This is a genomic window from Luteibacter sp. (genome assembly GCF_009912395.1).
GTDB lineage: Bacteria > Pseudomonadota > Gammaproteobacteria > Xanthomonadales > Rhodanobacteraceae > Luteibacter.
Genome location: NZ_WNDO01000046.1, coordinates 1 through 19126, shown reverse-complemented (window position 1 = coordinate 19126; position 19126 = coordinate 1). Strand labels below are relative to the sequence as shown.

18 protein-coding genes and 1 tRNA gene are annotated in these 19126 nt (G+C 66.1%); 5 read left to right on the top strand and 14 right to left on the bottom strand.

Annotation, left to right across the window (positions count from 1 at the left end):
* Positions 1–258 (top strand): IS3 family transposase (locus tag GAK28_RS24290; protein ID WP_291776025.1); only part of this gene is annotated, 258 nt, incomplete at its 5' end.
* On the opposite strand, the gene GAK28_RS24285 is transcribed toward GAK28_RS24290, so the two are convergent.
* The 11 genes from GAK28_RS24285 to GAK28_RS24235 form a co-directional block, all read right to left on the bottom strand.
* The gene (locus GAK28_RS24285; RefSeq protein ID WP_291785378.1) at positions 221–988 is read right to left on the bottom strand and encodes a hypothetical protein; all 768 of its coding nucleotides are present in this window, start codon (positions 986–988) and stop codon (positions 221–223) included. The two genes, GAK28_RS24290 and GAK28_RS24285, sit on opposite strands and share 38 nt — an antisense overlap.
* 70 nt (positions 989–1058) lie before the next feature.
* Positions 1059–1148 (bottom strand) — tRNA-Ser (locus tag GAK28_RS24280).
* 86 nt (positions 1149–1234) lie between these two features.
* On the bottom strand, positions 1235–2515 hold the full coding sequence (gene serS, locus GAK28_RS24275) for a serine--tRNA ligase (RefSeq protein WP_291785375.1): 1281 nt from the start codon (positions 2513–2515) through the stop codon (positions 1235–1237).
* A gap of 30 nt (positions 2516–2545) precedes the next feature.
* On the bottom strand, positions 2546–2977 hold the full coding sequence (locus GAK28_RS24270; RefSeq protein WP_291785372.1) for an SRPBCC domain-containing protein: 432 nt from the start codon (positions 2975–2977) through the stop codon (positions 2546–2548).
* A 59-nt stretch (positions 2978–3036) separates the two neighbouring features.
* Entirely contained in the window at positions 3037–3606 is a 570-nt protein-coding gene (locus tag GAK28_RS24265) for a hypothetical protein (protein WP_291785369.1), read from the bottom strand.
* 157 nt (positions 3607–3763) lie between these two features.
* Complete coding sequence (locus tag GAK28_RS24260; protein ID WP_291785366.1) at positions 3764–5089, bottom strand: replication-associated recombination protein A; 1326 nt, start codon at positions 5087–5089, stop codon at positions 3764–3766.
* Positions 5090–5145: 56 nt separating this feature from the next.
* Positions 5146–6501 carry a DUF3999 family protein gene (locus GAK28_RS24255; RefSeq protein WP_291785363.1) on the bottom strand — a complete coding sequence of 452 codons (1356 nt, stop codon included), beginning with the start codon at positions 6499–6501 and terminating at the stop codon, positions 5146–5148.
* Positions 6491–9265 (bottom strand): DUF2339 domain-containing protein, encoded by a 2775-nt coding sequence (locus tag GAK28_RS24250; protein ID WP_291785360.1) that lies wholly within the window; start codon positions 9263–9265, stop codon positions 6491–6493. Before GAK28_RS24250 ends, GAK28_RS24255 begins: the two co-directional genes overlap by 11 nt.
* 196 nt (positions 9266–9461) lie before the next feature.
* Complete coding sequence (gene lolA / locus GAK28_RS24245) at positions 9462–10109, bottom strand: outer membrane lipoprotein chaperone LolA (RefSeq protein ID WP_291785357.1); 648 nt, start codon at positions 10107–10109, stop codon at positions 9462–9464.
* 31 nt (positions 10110–10140) lie between these two features.
* Positions 10141–10569, bottom strand: coding sequence for a hypothetical protein (locus GAK28_RS24240; RefSeq protein ID WP_291785355.1), 429 nt, complete (start codon positions 10567–10569; stop codon positions 10141–10143).
* Between the two features lie 6 nt (positions 10570–10575).
* Entirely contained in the window at positions 10576–12858 is a 2283-nt protein-coding gene (locus tag GAK28_RS24235; protein ID WP_291785353.1) for a DNA translocase FtsK, read from the bottom strand.
* A 275-nt stretch (positions 12859–13133) separates the two neighbouring features.
* Between GAK28_RS24235 and trxB the strand changes: the two genes are divergently transcribed.
* From trxB to aat, 3 genes are read left to right on the top strand one after another with little or no spacing between them, the layout of a single operon-like run.
* Positions 13134–14099 (top strand): thioredoxin-disulfide reductase, encoded by a 966-nt coding sequence (trxB, locus tag GAK28_RS24230; protein ID WP_291785349.1) that lies wholly within the window; start codon positions 13134–13136, stop codon positions 14097–14099.
* Positions 14100–14140: 41 nt separating this feature from the next.
* Positions 14141–15274, top strand: a complete 1134-nt coding sequence (locus GAK28_RS24225) for a GNAT family N-acetyltransferase (RefSeq protein WP_291785348.1) — start codon at positions 14141–14143, stop codon at positions 15272–15274.
* Positions 15271–15984 carry a leucyl/phenylalanyl-tRNA--protein transferase gene (aat, locus tag GAK28_RS24220; protein ID WP_291785346.1) on the top strand — a complete coding sequence of 238 codons (714 nt, stop codon included), beginning with the start codon at positions 15271–15273 and terminating at the stop codon, positions 15982–15984. The genes GAK28_RS24225 and aat overlap by 4 nt, the downstream gene beginning before the upstream one ends.
* Before the next feature lie 102 nt (positions 15985–16086).
* On the opposite strand, the gene GAK28_RS24215 is transcribed toward aat, so the two are convergent.
* Both GAK28_RS24215 and GAK28_RS24210 read right to left on the bottom strand, forming a co-directional pair.
* Complete coding sequence (locus GAK28_RS24215; RefSeq protein WP_291785344.1) at positions 16087–17484, bottom strand: DHA2 family efflux MFS transporter permease subunit; 1398 nt, start codon at positions 17482–17484, stop codon at positions 16087–16089.
* A gap of 48 nt (positions 17485–17532) precedes the next feature.
* A complete protein-coding gene (locus GAK28_RS24210; RefSeq protein WP_291785342.1) occupies positions 17533–18417 on the bottom strand; it encodes a pseudouridine synthase in 885 nt (294 codons plus the stop codon).
* Between the two features lie 119 nt (positions 18418–18536).
* Here GAK28_RS24210 and GAK28_RS24205 point away from each other — a divergent pair, with 119 nt between their 5' ends.
* The gene (locus tag GAK28_RS24205; RefSeq protein ID WP_291785339.1) at positions 18537–18878 is read left to right on the top strand and encodes a hypothetical protein; all 342 of its coding nucleotides are present in this window, start codon (positions 18537–18539) and stop codon (positions 18876–18878) included.
* Here the strand turns inward: GAK28_RS24205 and GAK28_RS24200 are convergent.
* A partial coding sequence (locus tag GAK28_RS24200; protein ID WP_291783619.1) for an IS3 family transposase occupies positions 18841–19126 on the bottom strand: 286 nt, incomplete at its 5' end. The genes GAK28_RS24205 and GAK28_RS24200 overlap by 38 nt on opposite strands.

Below are 19126 nucleotides of genomic sequence, written 5' to 3'. Positions count from 1 at the left end.
GAGCACCGCGCCCTGTTGGAGCAATACGCTTTGATCGCCAGCATGAGTGCCAGAGGCAACTGCTACGACAACGCAGCAATGGAGAGTTGGAACCACAGTCTGAAGGTCGAGGCCATCCATGGTGAACACCTCGCCACACGGGAGCAGGCCAAGGCTCATGTGTTTGACTACATTGAGGTTGACTACAATCGGATCCGGCTGCACTCGACCCTGGGCTACCTCAGCCCAGAGCAGTACGAGCTGGCCAATGTCGCTTAGATAGGTGTCCGTAAATCAGGGGCAAGATCATAAATCCGAGAGCGAAGAGCAAAAAAAGCAACTCGAGCGCATGCGTCTTTAATAATTCCCATACAGTTGGCTCGTCGGCAATAGAGATGGATCCCTGACCACCACTAAAGTAAACCGTTGGGGCGTCGGTAAAATATAGTGTGTAGCGCTCAGACCAAGCAGTTACCTTTACCTTCTCTCCAACCGAAAGTGCGCCTATCTCGAATACGGGGCCCTTTGTATCCGTCAAGGTACTGCCGTCTTCTCTCTCAATGACGCCTAGCGAAGCCCCCGGAATTCTAATCGCAACGCTGGCCAGTTCTACGCCACCGGTATTCGATACGCTTGCATCCCAGTAATTGCTCGGAGCGCTCAGGGAAGAATCCATTCGCGGATCGATCAACCGATTCCGAAGGGCCAGACCAACGTCGTTTGCAATTACATGCAGGTCAAGATCATTCACCTTTATATGCGAGGCCTGCAGCGCCGGACCAATAAGCGCCTCAATACTCTCGCTTTTCACCGCGGCGACTACTGCATCATGGAACTGCGAATATCGAGGGGGTAGAACGAAGTGACCGCGCTCGATGTCCGCATGAAGCCCGGGCGCTGGGGCGCTGCACGTAGTAATAAGCGTCACAACTCCGACGACTGCTGAAATAACGACAGCGACTTTACCAATCAAAGCCCAAAATGTGCCTTCCCCTGACGCAGCGCTCATATCGATCCGCTATCCATTCGCATAATCAGTAAATTCGACCCATCCAAATAGCTTATGCTGCTGAACAATTTGGCGGAGAGAGTGGGATTCGAACCCACGGCAGGCTTGCACCTACGGCAGTTTTCAAGACTGCTGCCTTAAACCACTCGGCCATCTCTCCGTATTTTTCGCACGCCGGCCATTGCAGCCGTGCGTGGTGTCGCGTCCCGCGCCGGGGGTGCCGGCGCGGGGATTGTACCTGAACGCTTACGCGATGGCTTCGATGCCGCCCATCAGGGGGCGCAGGGCCTCGGGGATTTCGATGCTGCCGTCTTCGCGCTGGAAGTTTTCCATCACGGCCACCAGGGTGCGGCCCACAGCCAGGCCGGAGCCGTTGAGGGTGTGGACCAGTTCCGGCTTGCCGGTGGCGGGGTTGCGCCAGCGGGCCTGCATGCGGCGGGCCTGGAAGTCGCCGCAGTTGGAGCAGCTGCTGATCTCGCGGTAGGTGTTCTGGCTGGGCAGCCACACTTCGAGGTCGTAGGTCTTCACCGCCGCAAAGCCCATGTCGCCCGTGCACAGCAGCACCTTGCGGTACGGCAGGCCCAGGGCCTGGAGCACGGCTTCGGCGTGGCCGACCATTTCTTCCAGCTGCTGGAAGCTGGTGTCCGGGGTGGCGATCTGCACCATCTCGACCTTCTCGAACTGGTGCTGGCGGATCATGCCGCGGGTGTCGCGGCCGTAGCTGCCCGCTTCCGCGCGGAAGCACATCGAGTGGGCGGTGAAGCGCATGGGCAGCGCGTCAGCCTCGACGATGCTCTCGCGCACGAGGTTGGTCAGGGCCACCTCGGCGGTCGGGATGAGGTAGCGGCTGGCGTCACCCACGTGGGTGTGGAAGAGGTCTTCCTCGAACTTGGGCAGCTGACCGGTGCCCTGCATGGCATCCGGGTTCACGATCAGCGGCACGTTGTGCTCGAGGTAGCCGTGCTTGGTGGTTTGCAGGTTGAGCATGAACTGGGCGAGCGCGCGGTGCAGGTGCGCGAGCTGGCCGCGCAGCACGGTGAAGCGGGCGCCGCTCAGCTTGGAGCCGGCCTCGGCGTCGAGCCAGCCGTGGCGGATGCCGAGGTCCACGTGGTCCTTCACCTCGAAGGCGAAGCTGCGGGGCTGGCCCCAGCGGAGGATTTCCTGGTTCTCCGACTCGTCCTTGCCGGCCGGGACGGACTCGTCCGGGATGTTCGGGATGCCCTGGGCGATCTCGGTCAGCGTGGCCTGCACCTCGGCGAGGGCGTGCTCGTTGGCCTTCAGCTTGTCGCCGATGCCGGCCACCTCGGCCATCAGCGGGGCGACGTCCTCGCCCTTGGCCTTGGCCTGGCCGATGGCCTTGGAACGGGTGTTGCGCAGGTTCTGCAGCTCCTGCGTCTCGGTGGAAAGCGCCTTGCGCTCGGATTCCAGGCGCTCGATCGTAGCTACGTCGAGGTCGAATTTCCGGGCGGTGCGAAGGCGCTCGGCCGTTTCGGCGAGTTTGCCGCGCAGGAGGGCGGGATCCAGCATGGGTCGGGTTCCATTTGATTCGACCCTGGATTATCGCAAATTCGGTCCCCGGGAGAGCATCCGGTCGAGATTTTCGAAGATTGTGCGCCATCCCTGCTCGACCGCCTCGCGGGCGGGCTCGGCTACCTCGTGGTTGAGGGTGAGGTGGCAGCCGCCGTTGACGTCGACGATGCCGATGCGGACCTGCACGGCGTCCTTGTCGTAGTGCGGCACCTGGAAGGTAAATTCCAGCACCGTGGGCGGGGCGATTTCCCAGTAGGTGCCGGTGTGGAGGATGTCGCCCTCGGCGCGGCGCTCCACGATGCGGAAGCTGCCGCCGATGCGCGGGTCGATGGCCACTTCGAGCATGCGGCCTTCCGGGGTGGCGAAGAGCCATTGCCCGGCGGTGTCCTGGTCGAGCCAGGCGGCGTGGACGACCTTCGCGGGGTGGGCGAAGTGGTACGTGACGGTGACGCGGGGCATGGGGACGTCCTCACGTGGGATGTCCGGACGGTCGCGCGGAGCGCGACATGATGCAAGCGTCAGGTTTTCTTTTTGCGGGAGAGCCACCAACCGCTCACCGCGCCGGCGAACGCCCAGCCGAAGGCCTGTTCGATGAGGTAGCCGAAGGTGAAGGCGGCCGGGAAGCGGTACCAGTTCCAGAACGGGACGCTGAGCGATAGCCAGGCGATGACGCCTATGGCCAGGCCCAACGTCACGCCACGTGGGACGCTGGCTCCGTAGCGGAACAGCACCAGGGTGAAGATGAGGACGCCGAGGGTGTCGGAGAGCCATTGGCCGGCGAGCTGCGGACCCATGGCCATCGGGTCACGGCCTTCGGGGGCGTAGACGATGAAAGCGTAGGGGTTGCTGCGGGTTTTGGCCGAAAACGTGGCGAGGGCCTCTTTGTCCGCATGCATCGACGGGTCGAAATGCGGGAGGACGTAAATGCCCTGCTCCGCCGGCAGGCCCTGTTTCAGGGCGGCGATGACGGGGTCTTCAGCGAGCGGTGCGCGCATGGACATCTCGCCGAGCGGGAGGACCATGTGGGCGAAGGCGCCCCAGAGGAAAAGCGCGAGTCCGCCGATGAGGGTGGCGATGGCGATGCGCATGGGCCGTACTCCTCATCCGGGGCGATGGGTCGAGGGTATGGCGATGGATGGTTTGGGGGTATTGGACTTTTGGCAGGGGCGCGCTTGCGCGCGATGGGGCTTGTCGCGAGCACCCATCGCGCGCAAGCGCGCTCCTACAAGGGAACGCAAACGATGATTATTTTTTGCGGGCTTCGGCGCGGGCGGCGCGGAGGGTCGTGAGCTTTTCGCGGAGTTTGAGTTCGAGGCCGCGGTCGACGGGGTCGTAGAACACCGTGCCGACGAGTTCGTCGGGGAGGCATTGCTGGTCGAGGGCGATGCCGCCTTCGGCGTCGTGGTCGTACTGGTAGCCGGTGCCGTAGCCGAGGTTTTTCATCATCTTCGTCGGCGCGTTGCGCAGGTGCATGGGCACTTCGAGCGTGCCCATCTCCTTTACGACGGCCTTGGCACGGTTGTATGCCATATATGCCGCGTTGCTCTTGGGCGCCACGGCGAGCCAGATCGCCAGCTGCGCGAGGCCGAGTTCGCCTTCGGGGCTGCCGAGGCGTTCGAAGGTGTCCCAGGCATCGAGCGCCATGCGCCAGGCGCGCGGCTCGGCGAGGCCGACATCCTCCACCGCCATGCGGGTGAGACGACGTGCGAGGTAGAGCGGATCGCAGCCGCCGTCGAGCATGCGCGTGAGCCAGTACACGGCGGCGTCCGGGTCGGACGAGCGCACGGATTTGTGCAAGGCCGAGATCTGGTCGTAGAACTGCTCACCGCTCTTATCGAAACGTCGCGTGCGGTCGGCGAGTACCTGTTCCAGCGTGGCCTGGTCGATGCGACCGCCGTCGGCAAGCTCGGAGGCGATTTCCAGCAGCGTGAGCGCGCGGCGCACGTCGCCGTCGGCGGCGCTGGCGATGAGCTTGAGCGTGGCGTCGTCCACGTCGAGGCCGAGCTCGCCCAGGCCTCGCTCGCTGTCGTCGAGCGCGCGGCGCAGCGCAGCCACGATGGCGTCGACGTTGACCGCGTCCAGCACGTGCACGCGGCAGCGCGAGAGCAACGCGGAGTTGAGTTCGAACGAGGGGTTTTCGGTAGTGGCACCCACGAACAGGATCACGCCCCGTTCAATGTACGGCAGGAAGGCGTCCTGCTGGGCCTTGTTGAAGCGGTGCACCTCGTCCACGAAGAGCACGGTGCGGCGGCCCTGCGCGAAGTTGCCTTCAGCCTCGGCGAGCGCCTTGCGCACGTCGGGCAGGCCGCTCATCACGGCGGAGATGGCGCGGAAATCGGCATCGGCGTAGCGCGCCACCAGCAAGGCTAGCGTGGTCTTGCCGCAGCCCGGCGGCCCCCAGAGGATCATGGAATGCACGCGACCGGCTTCCAGCGCGCGGCGCAGCGGTTTGTCCTCGCCCACCACGCGCGCCTGGCCCACCACCTCGTCGAGGGAGCGGGGGCGCATGCGTTCGGCCAGGGGCTTCAGCGCTTCGGGTTCGGCGAACAGACCGGGGGACTGGGAAAACATGGGGCTCGTTACGTTCGGTGAACGCGCATTATCGCGCGTTCACCGTGCACGGTGCCTCAATGCTCGCCTGAATCGGACGGCGGCGGCTTGCGCAGCAGGCTGGTGGCCATGCCGATGACCACGGCGGCGCCCAGCAGCAGCACGATCCAGAGCAGCGGGCGGGTCCAGTCGAACGGGGCCGCCGGGGTGTCGAGGGCGCCCTTGCCTTCCAGTTCCTCGCCTGGGCCGACGGTGACCGGTACCGGCCGCCAGTTGGCCCCACCCGACGTGCGTAGGGCGGCGATGGCGTCGGCGATGGGCCAGTTGGGGCGACGCTCGGTGCGGCTGCCCACCAACAGGCGGTACGGGCCCTTGCCCTCGGGCAGGAAGACGAAACGATCCGGGCGCCAGCCCACCGCAAGCTTGGGCGCTTCGCGCAACGGCGTCCCGGAATGTACGCGCAGGTGCTGGCGACGGGCGACCGGTACTTCCAACGGATGGTCGGCGGCCTGGCCCGGCGTGAGCACGATGGTACCCAGCGATTCACCGCTCATGGGCCCCTGCACCGCCGTGATGTCGAGGCGGGCGACGTTGTCGCCACCGCCCAGGCTCGCGCGCACGCGGCTCACCGGCAGCGCGGCCGGCAGGTCGTAGTCGTAGTCGACGCCCTGCCCGCTCGTCTTGCTGTCGGACGCCGACACCTCACTCCATTGCAGCGCAGCTTCATCCTGCGCGGAGGCATCTTCCACCGTGCCGGACAACGTCACCGACGAACCACCGTTCGCATCCCATGGCGCGTCGCCCTTGGTGACATTCACTCGGTAGTAGCGCATGGGCGCGCCGCTGAGCTTCACCACGCGCGCGTCGACGGCACCCTCGCCATGACCCAGTGTTACGAGAGAGGCACCGCGAGCGACGGGGGTCCAGTCCTGGAGGTCGGCGCTGGCGTCGACATCCACGGTGAGGCTCACGTCGTGTCCCGACGCCGGGAATTCGAGGCGCTCGGGCGACACCCGCGAACGCGCGTCGAACAGCCATTGCGTCGGCGTACCGGGCACGGTGGGCGCGCCGGAGTCGATCACGATGTCGCCGTTGGTGTTGCGCTGGATGCGCGGGCCGGCGACGCCGACCGCCGTCTGCGGCACCGCGCGCAGGGCCGTGTCGAGGGTCACCGGATGCGACGTCGGCGCCGCGGCCTGGTATGGGCCCATGGCGACAGGACGGTTTTCCGAATCCACCACGATGATGTCGGCGAGGCCGGCATCGACGCTGGCCCAGGCATAGGCGTCGCGCGGCAACTCCAGCAAGTAGGCATTGGCGCCTGCGGGCGCATCGAGCGTATAGGCCCAGGCGTATTTCGGCGCGTCGGCCGCCATGGCGACGGTGGTCGTCAGGCCGAACAGGAAGGAGGCGATACGCCACTCACGACGCATGAGGAGGCTCCGGAGAAGGAGGAACGACCTGGCGCGGCGGTGCCGGCGCGAGGTAACCGATGACGGTGCACAGCAGGCCGTAGGCCATGAAGGAACCGATGCCGAAAAGATTGCCCAGATGACCGCGATCGACCAGCAGCAGCTTGGCGAGCACCAGGCCCATGATGCAGGCACCGGCCATCCACAGCATGCGCTGGCCGCGACGCGAACCCAGCACCCAGGCCAGCACGCCGATCACGCTCCACACCACGGTGAGCGATAGCTGCGCGAGGCTGGAACCGAGCATCGAGCCGTCCCACGGCACACCGCCCAGGTGATGCACGGCGCGCAACGTGACGCTGGTGGCGAAGGCGAAGAAGCACACCGCGAACACCACCGGCCGTGCCGCCCTTACGCCTTCCGGAAGCACGCTATCGGACATGGCGCGAAAACCCAGCGCGAGCACGGCGATCAACAGCAGGTCCACCGGATTGATGACCGGCACGAAGGGCAACGGACGCGAGCTGCCGTCGACGCCAAGCAACCCCAGGCCGATCAGCGTGGTACCGAACAGCAGCAGCGCGCCGAGCGCAGGACGGATATCGCCCGCGTGCGCCGACAGCGGCGCCACAAGCACACGCGGCCACCAGAGCATCAGCGTCATGAGCAGCAGCGTCGGCACGACGAGGGCGGCGGTGGTCCAGCCACTGCCTACGGCGGTATTGAAGCGCAACGCCAGCGTGGTGGCGAACCACGCCACGGCCAGCCAACGCAGCCACCAGGTGACGTTCGCCGCGACGGCGGCAACGCGGTGCTGGCCGATGGCGCGCATCGCGAACCAGCCACTCACGGCGGTGAGGGCCATGGCGAGCAGCGCATAGCCGGCCAGCGGCTGCACGCCACGCTCGTAGCTCCATTGCAGCAGCGGAATGAAGGCGATGAACGAGGCCGGCACGATGAAGGCCAGCACCAGGCCGAGGTCGAGCTTGCGTGCGCGGCGGCAGGCTTCGGCCACCGGCCACGCGGTAACGCCGATCACAGCCATCCAGCAGGCGATGGTGTGGTCGTCGCCAAAGACGAAGGTGTCGATCTCACGACCCGCGCCGATGAGCCACCAGAGCAGCGCCCAGAGAGCGAGCCCGATGCGCGCGATGCTGGACACGCCCTGTGAGCGACCGTGGTGGTCGAACTGCCAGACGCCAGCGACGGCACCGATCACCAACAGCAACGCACCGATGGCCTGCGCGTTGAGGATCGCCACGTCGTTGTAGTGGTTGTGGAACGCCGCCGCGACGGCCCATGCAGCGGCCGCGAGCAGTTGCAGGAACACGCCGGCCCAGCGCGGCAGGCGGCGCGACTGGCGGAAGCCCAGCCAGATGAGGCCGGCGCCTTCGATGGCGAACACGCTAGCCGTCACCGCCGCGCTCAAGGCCAGCGGCACGGCGATGGTGGCGAAGGCCACGGCCAGCACGGCCCAGGTTTCGCGCAGCAGCCCCATGCCCTCGCGCTTGCGGATGGCGAAGGCGATGGCGACGTAGATCGCCGCCGCCACCAGCGCGGAGATGGCCAGCGGAACGGGTTCCCAGTCGAGCAGCGCGGCCTGCAGGAACAGGCTCGCGATGGGGTTGCCGAACATCAGGCAGCCATCGAGGATCGCCTTGCTTCGGTCGGGCGAGCGCAGCACGTGCAGCCAGGGCACCGCGAGGTAAAGCAGGAAGAACAGGATCAGGAACGGCTCGGTGCTGTTGAACAGGCCCGGGTCGTAACGCAGCGCACCCCACGCCGTACCCACGCCGAAGGTGGCCACGAAGCCCAGCACGTTGAGCACGCGCCACGAGCGCTTCCACGCGATGCCGAGGATCGCGATGTTGAGCACCGCGTAATAGGAGAACAACGCGACGTGGTTGCCCTGCCCGCTCGAGGCGATGATCGGCGCGGCGAAACCGGCGATGAGGCCGAGTACGGCGAGCGCGAGCGCATCCTGCAACACGGCAAGCAGGCAGAGCCCGGCAACGAAGACCACCAGCAGGCCGAACGCCGGGATGGAACCGATCAGCCCATACAAACGGTACGCGGCGAACACGGTCATCACCAGCACGCCGAGCGCGCCGCCCTGCAACGACAACGCGAAGGAGCGGCGCTTCTCGCGCTGCATCCAGCCGAAAGCGACACCGCCGATGGCGAACAGGGCCACCAGCGCGAGACGCACGGACATGGGCACGCGTAGCAGGCCGATGTCGGAGGCGTACTTGAGGAAGGCGGCGATGCCGGCGAACAGCACGAGCATGCCGACCTTCACCGGCACGTTGCCTTCGGTGAACCAGCGCTTGGCGGCGGCGGCTGCGCGTTCGATGCCGGTCGGGCCGGTGTGGACGGGTGGACGGTAGGTCTCGGCGCTCTCGCCCGGCATCGGGGGCGGAACGCGGCGGATCGGTACACTGACCGTCGGTATGGGCGTCGGTGCGGGCGCGGAAACGGCGGCGACCGGTTCGCTGACGGGGAGCGGTGGCTGCACCGCGGGCGTGGGCTGCGGGCGGGACTCCGGCGAGTTAGACGCGGACTCCGTGACCGGGCGCCAGTCCATACTGTCGTCGCGGCGCTCGGACGCCTCGGTCGGTTTCGGGGTGACGGCGGCGAGGCGCCGCATGGCCTCGGCGAGGTCGCGGCTGAGTTCGGAGGTGCGTGCCCAAAGCAGGCCGATGGCGAAGCCGGCGACGGCACCCGCGAATCCCTGCCCTACGAGTCCGCCGACGATCGCGCCGACGATGGCCCAAACCACATACATGCCCTTGCCCCTCCACATCCGATGTTCGGGGCGGAGTCTGGCATGAAACCGTCATATTTGGTCAGGCCTACCCCGCAAACCGTGACCGCCGCCTTGTAGGAGCGCGCCTTGCGCGCGATGCCTCAGGGTGGATAGGGCGAATGAAGCCTTGGCCGGCTGGCGCCGGATCGCGCGCAAGCGCGCTCCTACAGGGGAATCAGTGGATGGGCTGGGTCTGGATGACCGGGGCGTCGCCGATCACATCGGTGCCCTGCGGGGGTACGAAGCTGAAGGTGTCGGCGGCCACGGCGCCGTTCTTCTGCCAGCCGGCGAACTGGATGCTCGTGGTGTTGCCGAGCTGGTCCTTGAACTTCATCTGCGCAAGGCCGTTGGCGTCGAAGCCCAGGTCGGCGTGGTCGAACTGCGGATCCTTGCTGGTGGAGGTGAGGCGCAGCCATTGCAAGCCGTCGTGCTCGCCCTGCTCCGCCACCTTGAAGCCCTTGTCCAGTTGCGAGAGGTCGGTGAGCACGGTGAGCGGGCTCTGTGCTTCTTCGCTGCTCTGCTTGCGTACCGTGACCTGCTCCAGGTCGGGGTCGTACAGCCACACGCGGCTACCGTCGGCGACGATGGTCTGCTTGTAGGGCGCCAGCGTTTCCCAGCGGAACTGGCGCGGTGCCTGCAAGGCCAGCGTGCCGGTGCTGGTCTTGCCCGCGTCGCCATTGGCGTTGCTCAGGGTCTGGCTGAAACGCCCGGTGAGCGAGTGCAGCCCCTTGGCGAAGGCGTCGAGGCGCTCGCGCGCCGGACCGGCGGCGAAGGTCGGCAGGCTCAGGAGGGACAGCGTCGCGGCAAGCAGCAGGCTTTTCATGGCGTGGGTTCCGTAAGTGGCGGCGCGATTGTCAGCGATCGGACTCGAACAGCGACTTAAGCATGTCGATGGCCTCGGTGGGCGAGATCTCGCCCGCTTCCATCTTTTCGCTGATGTCGGCGATGGCCTTGCCGTCGCGGTGCCAGAACGGCGCCTCGCGGGTGGCGACGTGGACCGGGCGGGCCTCCTGGCCCATGACGACGATCTCGGCAACCTCGGCCTGTTCGGCGAAGATCACTTCCAGCGCGTCGTCCACCTCGGCCGTGTGGCCGCTGGCGTATTCGCGCACCAGAGTGCAAGCGCGGCCGTCGTCGGCGCGCAGTTCCAGCCCGGGAATGGAGGGGTTCAACTCGAAGATGCTCTGCACCTCGTCCAGCACCTCGTCGGTGGGCACGAGGTCGCCGGTGACGAGCAGTCCCCAGGGGCGCTGGCGCAGCGTCCCCGGCTTGATGGGAGTCATGGGGTGTTAGTCCTTCGGAGGCGGCGGCGCGAGCACTTCACGGTTGCCGTTGTGCTGCGGCGCGCTGACGATGCCGTCCTGCTCCATCTGCTCGACGAGGCGGGCGGCGCGGTTGTAGCCGATGCGCAGATGGCGTTGCACGCCGGAGATGGACGCGCGGCGCGTCTCGGTGACCACGCGCACGGCGCGGTCGTAGAGCGCGTTGTCGCTGTCGGCATCGCCGTCGGCGTCCTGCGGGAGGCCGGATTCGTTGATGATCTTGCCGTCGGCGGTGGACTGGACTTCCTCCAGCACGCCGTCGATGTAGTTCGGTTCGCCCTGCGCGCGCAGCCATTCCACCACGTTGTGCACCTCGTGGTCGTCCACGAAGGCGCCGTGCACGCGCTCGGGCGTGGCGGTGCCCGGCGGCAGGTAGAGCATGTCGCCGTGGCCCAGCAGCGCCTCGGCGCCGGACTGGTCGAGGATGGTGCGCGAGTCGATCTTCGACGACACCTGGAAGGCGATGCGCGTCGGAATGTTGGCCTTGATGAGGCCAGTGATCACGTCGACCGACGGACGCTGGGTGGCGAGGATCAGGTGCACGCCGGCCGCACGGGCCTTCTGCGCCAGGCGAGCGATGAGCTCTTCGACCTTCTTGCCGACGATCATCATCATGTCGGCGAATTCGTCGATGATGATGACGATGTGCGGCAGCGGTTCGAGCGGTTCGGCAACCATGCCCGGCATGTCCGGATTGGCGCGGAACAGCGGGTCGAGCAGCGGCTGGCCGTTGTTCTCGGCCTCGCGGACCTTCTTGTTGAAACCGCCCAGGTTACGCACGCCGACGGCGGCCATGAGCTTGTAGCGGCGCTCCATCTCGGCCACGCACCAGCGCAGGGCGTTGGCGGCTTCCTTCATGTCGGTGACCACGGGCGCCAGCAGGTGCGGGATCTTGTCGTAGACCGACAGCTCCAGCATCTTCGGGTCGATCATGATCATGCGCACGTCTTTCGGGCTGCTCTTGTAGAGCAGGCTCAGCACCATGGCGTTGACCGCCACGGACTTGCCCGAACCGGTGGTGCCCGCCACCAGCAGGTGGGGCATCTTGGCCAGGTCGGCCACCACGGCCTTGCCGCCGATGTCCTTGCCCAGGGCCAGCGCCAGCGGCGACTTCACCTGGTCGTAGCGCTCGGACTTGAGGATTTCCGAGAGGTAGACGATCTGCTTCTTGGTGTTCGGGATTTCCAGGCCGATGACGTTCTTGCCTGGAATGACGTCGACCACGCGCACGCTCACCACGGACAGGCCGCGGGCGATGTCCTTGTCGAGGCTGGAGACCTGGCTGCCGCGCACACCGGCGGCGGGCTCCAGCTCGAAGCGGGTGATGACCGGGCCCGGATAGACGCCGGCGACGCGCGCCTCGACCTTGAAGTCGCGCAGCTTGAGTTCGACCTGGCGCGAGAGGACTTCGAGGGTTTCCTCGGAATACCCCGGGCCCTGCGGGGGGGCCTCGTCCAACAACGACAGCGGCGGCAGTTCGCCGTCCATCGACGCGCCGGTGAACAGCGGAATCTGGTTTTCGCGGACAGCGCGCTCACTCTTGGTCACCACGGGGGTGGCCGGCGCCTCGATGCGAACGGGCTCGCGCTTCGCCTGCTTGACCGCCTCGGCCTTTTTCACCACCTCGCGCTCGGCACGGGCGGAGCGGGCGGCCATCACCTCGGGCGCCTGGCGCACCTTGCCACCGAACCAGCCGCCGATGCGCACCACCAGCTCGCCGGTGGAATCCATCAGCTTGAACCAGGACAGGCCCGTGGCCAGGGTGACCGCGATGAGGCAGATCGCCAGCAGCAGGAGGGGCGCGCCCTTGTCGCCGAAGGCGCGATGCAGGCCGTTGCCGACCCATTTGCCGACGATGCCGCCCGGCCCTTCGGGCAGCACCGGCATATCGACGTTCAGGTAAATGAGCGCCGGGCCGGTAATGAAGAAGAAGACGAAGCCGATCAGCCGCAGCGACGGCTCCCACGGCTGCACGTTGCGCTCGCCACGGTGGCGGATCACCTGGATACCCAGGGCCAGCAGCAACAACGGGAAGCAGTACGAGACCAGGCCGAAGATGTAGCGCAGCAGGTTGGCGATGTTGGCGCCCACGGCGCCGCCGAAGTTGGTGGCACGCTCGGCCACGCCCATATGGCCCCAGCTGGGGTCCTGGTCGTTGTAGCTGAGCAGGCAGACCAGCAGGTAGAGGGCGAGCGGCAGCAAAAGGAGCGCTCCAGCTTCGCGCAGCCGGCGCTTGAGCTCTTCGCTCAATCCTTCGCGTTGGGCCTTGACCTGAGCCTTGGCCTGTTTTTTGACGACTTTCGCGCTACGCGCCACGTACTAACGACCTCAATCTGACGGTTCGCGGCATCATGCCACGGCCGGGTGGCTCCGGGGGTGGCCGGGCACCGGTATCATGGAGCGGATGTCTTGAATCGCACCTCGGTGTTCCCCATTCTTCCGGGCCTGAACACGAGTCACCTCCCCCCGGGGAGGCCCGCGGTACGAGGCAAAGCCATACGCCGCAGTAAACCCAAGGATTATACATGAGCACCCCCAAGCACAGCCGCCTGCTGATCCTCGGCTCCGGCCCCGCCGGCTACACCGCCGCCGTCTACGCCGCGCGCGCCAACCTCAAGCCGACGATGGTCACCGGCCTGCAGCAGGGTGGCCAGCTGATGACCACCACCGAGGTGGACAACTGGCCGGGTGACGAGAAGGGCGTGCAGGGTCCGGAGTTGATGCGCCGCATGGCCGAGCACGCCGAGCGCTTCGAAACCGAAATGGTGTTCGACCACATCCACAGCGTGGACCTGAAGAACCGTCCGTTCCGCCTGAAGGGTGACAGCGGCGAGTACACCGCCGACGCGATCATCGTCACCACCGGCGCCACCGCCAAGTACTTGGGCATCGCCTCGGAAGAGAAGTTCAAGGGCCGCGGCGTGTCCGCCTGCGCCACCTGCGACGGTTTCTTCTTCCGCGAGCAGGACGTGGTGGTGGTCGGCGGCGGCAACACCGCCGTGGAAGAGGCGCTGTACCTGTCGAACATCGCCCGCAAGGTCTACCTCGTGCACCGCCGCGACAAGCTGCGCGCCGAGAAGATCATGCAGGACAAGCTGATGGAGAAGGCCGCGGCCGGCAAGATCGAACTGGTGTGGAACCACCAGATCGACGAAGTGCTGGGCGACGACTCCGGCGTGAACGGCGTGCGCGTGAAGGACGTCAACACCGGCGCCAAGCGCGATATCGAGGTGCAGGGCTTCTTCGTCGCCATCGGCCACACGCCGAACACCGGCATCTTCGAAGGCCAACTCGACATGAAGGATGGCTACATCCAGATCAAGTCGGGCCTGAACGGCATGGCCACCGCCACCTCGGTGGAGGGCGTGTTCGCGGCCGGTGACGTGGCCGACCACGTGTACCGCCAAGCCATCACCTCAGCGGGCTTCGGCTGCATGGCGGCGCTCGACGCCGAGCGCTGGCTCGACCAGCAAATGCCGGTCAATCCGTGATCTGAAGGCCCCGCGCGAGTTCCGCGCGGGGCCGCTCCGGCATGAACGGGCTCTGTTTCCTCGACAGCCTCGCCGGCATCGCGCCATCCGACTGGGACGCCCTCGTCCCGGACGGCAATCCCTTCGTGTCCCACGCTTTTCTCTCCGGCCTGGAAAGCACGGGGTGCCTGCGCGAGGAGTACGGCTGGCGTCCGCGCCATCTCGCCCTGTTCCAGGATGGCCAGTTGCTTGCCGCCGCACCGACCTACCTCAAGGGCAATTCGCACGGCGAATTCGTCTTCGACTGGGGCTGGGCTGCCGCCTGGGAGCGCGCTGGCGGCGACTACTACCCCAAGCTGCTTGTCGCCTCGCCCTATTCGCCCGTGCCCGGGCCTCGCCTGTTGGTGCGTGAGGGCGACGAGGCGCCAGCACTACGCAGGCGTCTCGCCGAGGCGTTGGTGGATGAGGCGGACCGGCTGGGCTTGTCATCGGTGCATGCGAATTTCCTCGCCGACGCCGATCTCGACGCCTTCGACGCGCGCTGGCTGGTCCGCGCCGATTACCAGTTTCACTGGCACAACCGGGGCTATACCGATTTCGACGACTTCCTCGCCGCGCTGACGGGAAAGAAGCGCAAGAACATCCGCCAGGAGCGCGCCCACGCGCATGCGGCGGGCCTGACGCTGGAAATGCGCGGAGGCGATGAGCTTTCCGATGCCGAGTGGCGGCAGATCCATGCGCTCTACGAACTGACCTTCGACATGAAGGGCAACCACCCTGCCCTCACCGCCCGCTTCTTCCGTCATCTTGGCCATGCACTGGGGCCGAACGTACAGGTGGCCATGGCCCGTGACGGCGACGACATCGTCGCCATGGCGCTGTTTGTTCGCAGCCGCGACGTGCTCTATGGGCGCTATTGGGGAGCGAGCGTCGAGGTGTCGGGGCTGCATTTCGAGCTTTGCTATTACCGCGGCATCGACTACGCGATCCGCGAGGGCATTGCCCGTTTCGAGCCCGGCGCACAGGGCGAGCACAAGCTGGCCCGGGGCTTTCTGCCGTCGATCACCCATTCCCGGCATTACATCGCGCATGATGGCTTCCGTCGCGCGGTGGCCGACGCCCTCGTCCAGGAGACCGCGCACCGCGAGGCCTATCGCGACGAACTCATGACCCATTCGCCCTACGCGGACCGATGATTCGCCTTCCGCAACTGCATCCTTCGCGCCCGGCGCTGTTTCCGATACCCGAGAGCGCGCTTGCCGAGCCCAATGGCCTGCTGGCCTGGGGAGGCGACTTGTCGCCCGAGCGGCTGCTCGCCGCGTATTCGCAAGGGGTATTTCCCTGGTTCAACGAGGACGAGCCGATCCTGTGGTGGTCGCCCGATCCCCGCTGCGTATTCCGCACCGATGAGCTGCATGTCAGCCGTAGCCTGCGCAAGTTGCTGGCGAAGACGAACTGGCGGCTGACGGCGGACACCTCGTTCAATCGTGTCGTGGAAGCCTGCGCGGCACCGCGCAACGGCCAGCCGGGGACGTGGATCGGTGCGGACATGAAAGCGGCCTATGAGGAACTGCACCGGCTGGGCCATGCGCACAGCATCGAGGTATGGGACCGGGGTTCGCTGGTGGGTGGCATCTATGGCGTGGCCGTGGGGCGACTGTTCTGTGGGGAGTCGATGTTCTCCCTTCGTAGCGGTGGTTCGAAGGTCGCGCTGGCAGGCCTTTGCCAGTTGCTGCATGGATGGGGCTTCCCCCTGCTGGATGCGCAGGTGACCAATCCGCACCTGCTGAGCATGGGAGCGATGGAGATCCCGCGCCGCGAATTCGTTGCGCAAGCCCGACGCCTCTCGGCCATGCCAGGCATCGAGGGCTCATGGATCCGCCACCAAGTGCCCCTCCCCCTGTAGGAGCGCGCTTGCGCGCGATGGGTGCTCGCGTCGAGGCGACAACCCGGCGATATCGCGAACCGGATCGCGCGCAAGCGCGCTCCTACAACAGCGGGCAGGGCTTTAGCGGGAACGGTGGCCGCTCATTTCCGCTCCGGCGTTTCTCGGCAACAGCGCGCAGACAGGTGCCGCGATCAGCGAAAGGCCGGTCACCACCAGGAAGGCGACGCTGAAGTCGTTGAGTTCGGCATGCGTGCGGCCATGCACCACTACCGAGACATGCAACGCCGCGGCGGCCACGCAGATGCCGATCGACAGCATCAGCTGCTGGAACGTGGTGTAGAAGCTGGTGGCGCTGGAGAAGCGCTCACTGGGTACATCGGCGTAGGCCACCGTGTTGTACGCGCTGAACTGCAGCGACTGGAAGAAGCCGCCCAGCAGCAGGATCGTGTAGATCGTCCACAGTGGCCAGTCAGGGCGGAACGCCGCGCACAAGGCAATGCAGATCATCGACAGGATGCTGTTCCAGATCAGCGTTGCGCGGAATCCCCACATACGCAGCACCGGCGAGGTCGTGGCCTTCATCAGCATCGCGCCCAGCGCGGAAACAAAGGTGACGACACCGCTGTGCGCCGCCGACATGCCGAAACCCAGCTGCATCATCAGCGGCAACAGGAACGGCACGGCACCGGCCGTGATGCGCGTAAGCGAGCCGGCGTACACGGACAGCCGGAAGGTGGTGAAGCGCATCAGCGACAGATCGAGGATGGGATGCTCGGTGCGCCGCGAATGCAGCACATAAAGCACACCGACCGCGACGCCAAGGATCATGAGCCCCCACGACCAGAACACGCCATCGACGCCACGGCTCGCCATTTCCAGGCCGAACACCAGGCACGACAGCGACACGCCGGACAGCACGAAGCCCAGGCGATCGAAGGGCACCTTCACCGCCATGCGGACATCTGGCACGTATTTGGTGGCGAGCCAGATGCCCGCCAGGCCGATCGGCACGTTGATGTAGAAGATCCAGCGCCAGGAGATCCAGGTGACGATGAAGCCACCCAGCGGAGGCCCCACCACCGGGCCGATGAGCGCCGGCACCAGCAGCCAGGACATGGCGCTGACCAGTTCCGACTTCGGCACCGATCGCAACAGCACCAGACGCCCTACCGGCACCATCATCGCGCCACCGATGCCTTGCAGCAGTCGCGATATGACCAGCAGCGGCAGATTGCCGGAAATGCCACAAAGGATGGAGCCGATGGTGAACAGCGCGATCGCCGCACGGAAGACATTGCGCGAACCGTAGCGATCAGCGATGACGCCACTGGCCGGAATGAATACGGCCAAGCTCAACATGTAGGACGTGAGCGCCACGCTCATGTGCAGCGGCGAGACATCGAACGACTGGGCCATCGCCGGCAATGCCGTGGCGAGGATGGTGCCGTCCAACTGCTCCATGAACATCGCGCTGGCGATGATCAGGGCAACGGTGCGGAATCCAGGAGCGGTGGTCATCCCAATGGGCGAAGCGTGAGGTGCGTGTATTTTGCGCTTCGCGAGCGTCTACGTCGAGGCAGGATCGCTCGGCGGCCGCAGTGTTCGTTCACTTCGGAACACGCGCTCTTCACCCGAGATGGGATCGATGAAGCGCAATTCACGCGCCAGCAAGCGCAATGGATCGTCGAAGCCATCGATTCCCTCGCGCAGCACGGGGTAATACGGGTCGCCCACGATAGGCGCGCCGAGTCCCGCCATATGCACGCGCAACTGGTGCTTCCGTCCGGTCACGGGGAGAAGCCGATACAACCAGGCCTGCGCGCCACGCTCAATGACATCGATGCGAGTGAACGCGTTGGCGTCGCCGTCCACCTCGCGCATGCGGAAGAAGGGTTCGCCGCGCTCGATACGGCTCGCCCACTCCAGCGGGAACGCGACATCGGGCAACGGCCTCGCGATGGCTTCGTACACCTTGGCGATCCGGCGTTCGCGAAACAGACGCGTATAGGCATCCCGGCTGGAGGGGCGCGCCGAGAACACCACGAGGCCGGCCGTGCCGCTGTCGAGGCGATGCAAGGCCACCAGGTCGGGGTTGCCGAGCCGACGAGCCAGGCGGACCGACAGGGTTTCCTCCACATGGCGCCCCGCCGGCATCACCGGAAGAAAATGCGGTTTGTCGGCCACGACGATGTCGTCGTCGGCATGGACGATGGTTTCTTCGAAGGGGATACGCGGCTCGTTCGTCACTTCGCGGCGATAGGTAAGCAGCCGGCCACCCGGATAGGCGGCGTCCGCGGCGACCGCCTCGCCATCCACCCTCACCATGCCGCGATCAAGGCGATCCACCCAGACGGGCGCGGGGATCGCGGGGAAGCGCTCGACCAGGAAACCGAGCAGCGTGTCCCACGGACCGGAAGGCAATACAAGCTTGCTGACAGGCTGAAAGTGCATAGCTCGCATTGTAGGGGGCGGGCATATACTTGCCCCAACGCCACGCCCCGAGGACGTCCATCGTGATCGGCCGTTTCATAAGGAAGTTGCTCGGTCTGAACAGGTCGTCCCCGCTTCCCATGCCGGCACGACGCCCCGTTACCGTCATCGCGGCATCCGATATCGTGCCGCCTGCCGGCGCGCTGTCCGCCGACGAGATCGACGATCGCTTCCACCGACTCCTGCTGGGCCTGCCCGCTCCGCGCTCTTCCGCCCTGTCGGCCGAGGAGCAGATGGTGTTGCACCGGGTTCGCGACGCCTTCGGTGGCGAGCGCATCGAGGTCGCCGCGCTGCCCCGCGTGCCGGCCGTGGTGCCGATCATGATGCGTGCGCTGCAGGTGGATCGTTCCGATATGATCTTGCCCCTGATTTACGGACACCTATCTAAGCGACATTGGCCAGCTCGTACTGCTCTGGGCTGAGGTAGCCCAGGGTCGAGTGCAGCCGGATCCGATTGTAGTCAACCTCAATGTAGTCAAACACATGAGCCTTGGCCTGCTCCCGTGTGGCGAGGTGTTCACCATGGATGGCCTCGACCTTCAGACTGTGGTTCCAACTCTCCATTGCTGCGTTGTCGTAGCAGTTGCCTCTGGCACTCATGCTGGCGATCAAAGCGTATTGCTCCAACAGGGCGCGGTGCTCGCGCGAGCAGTATTGGCTACCACGGTCA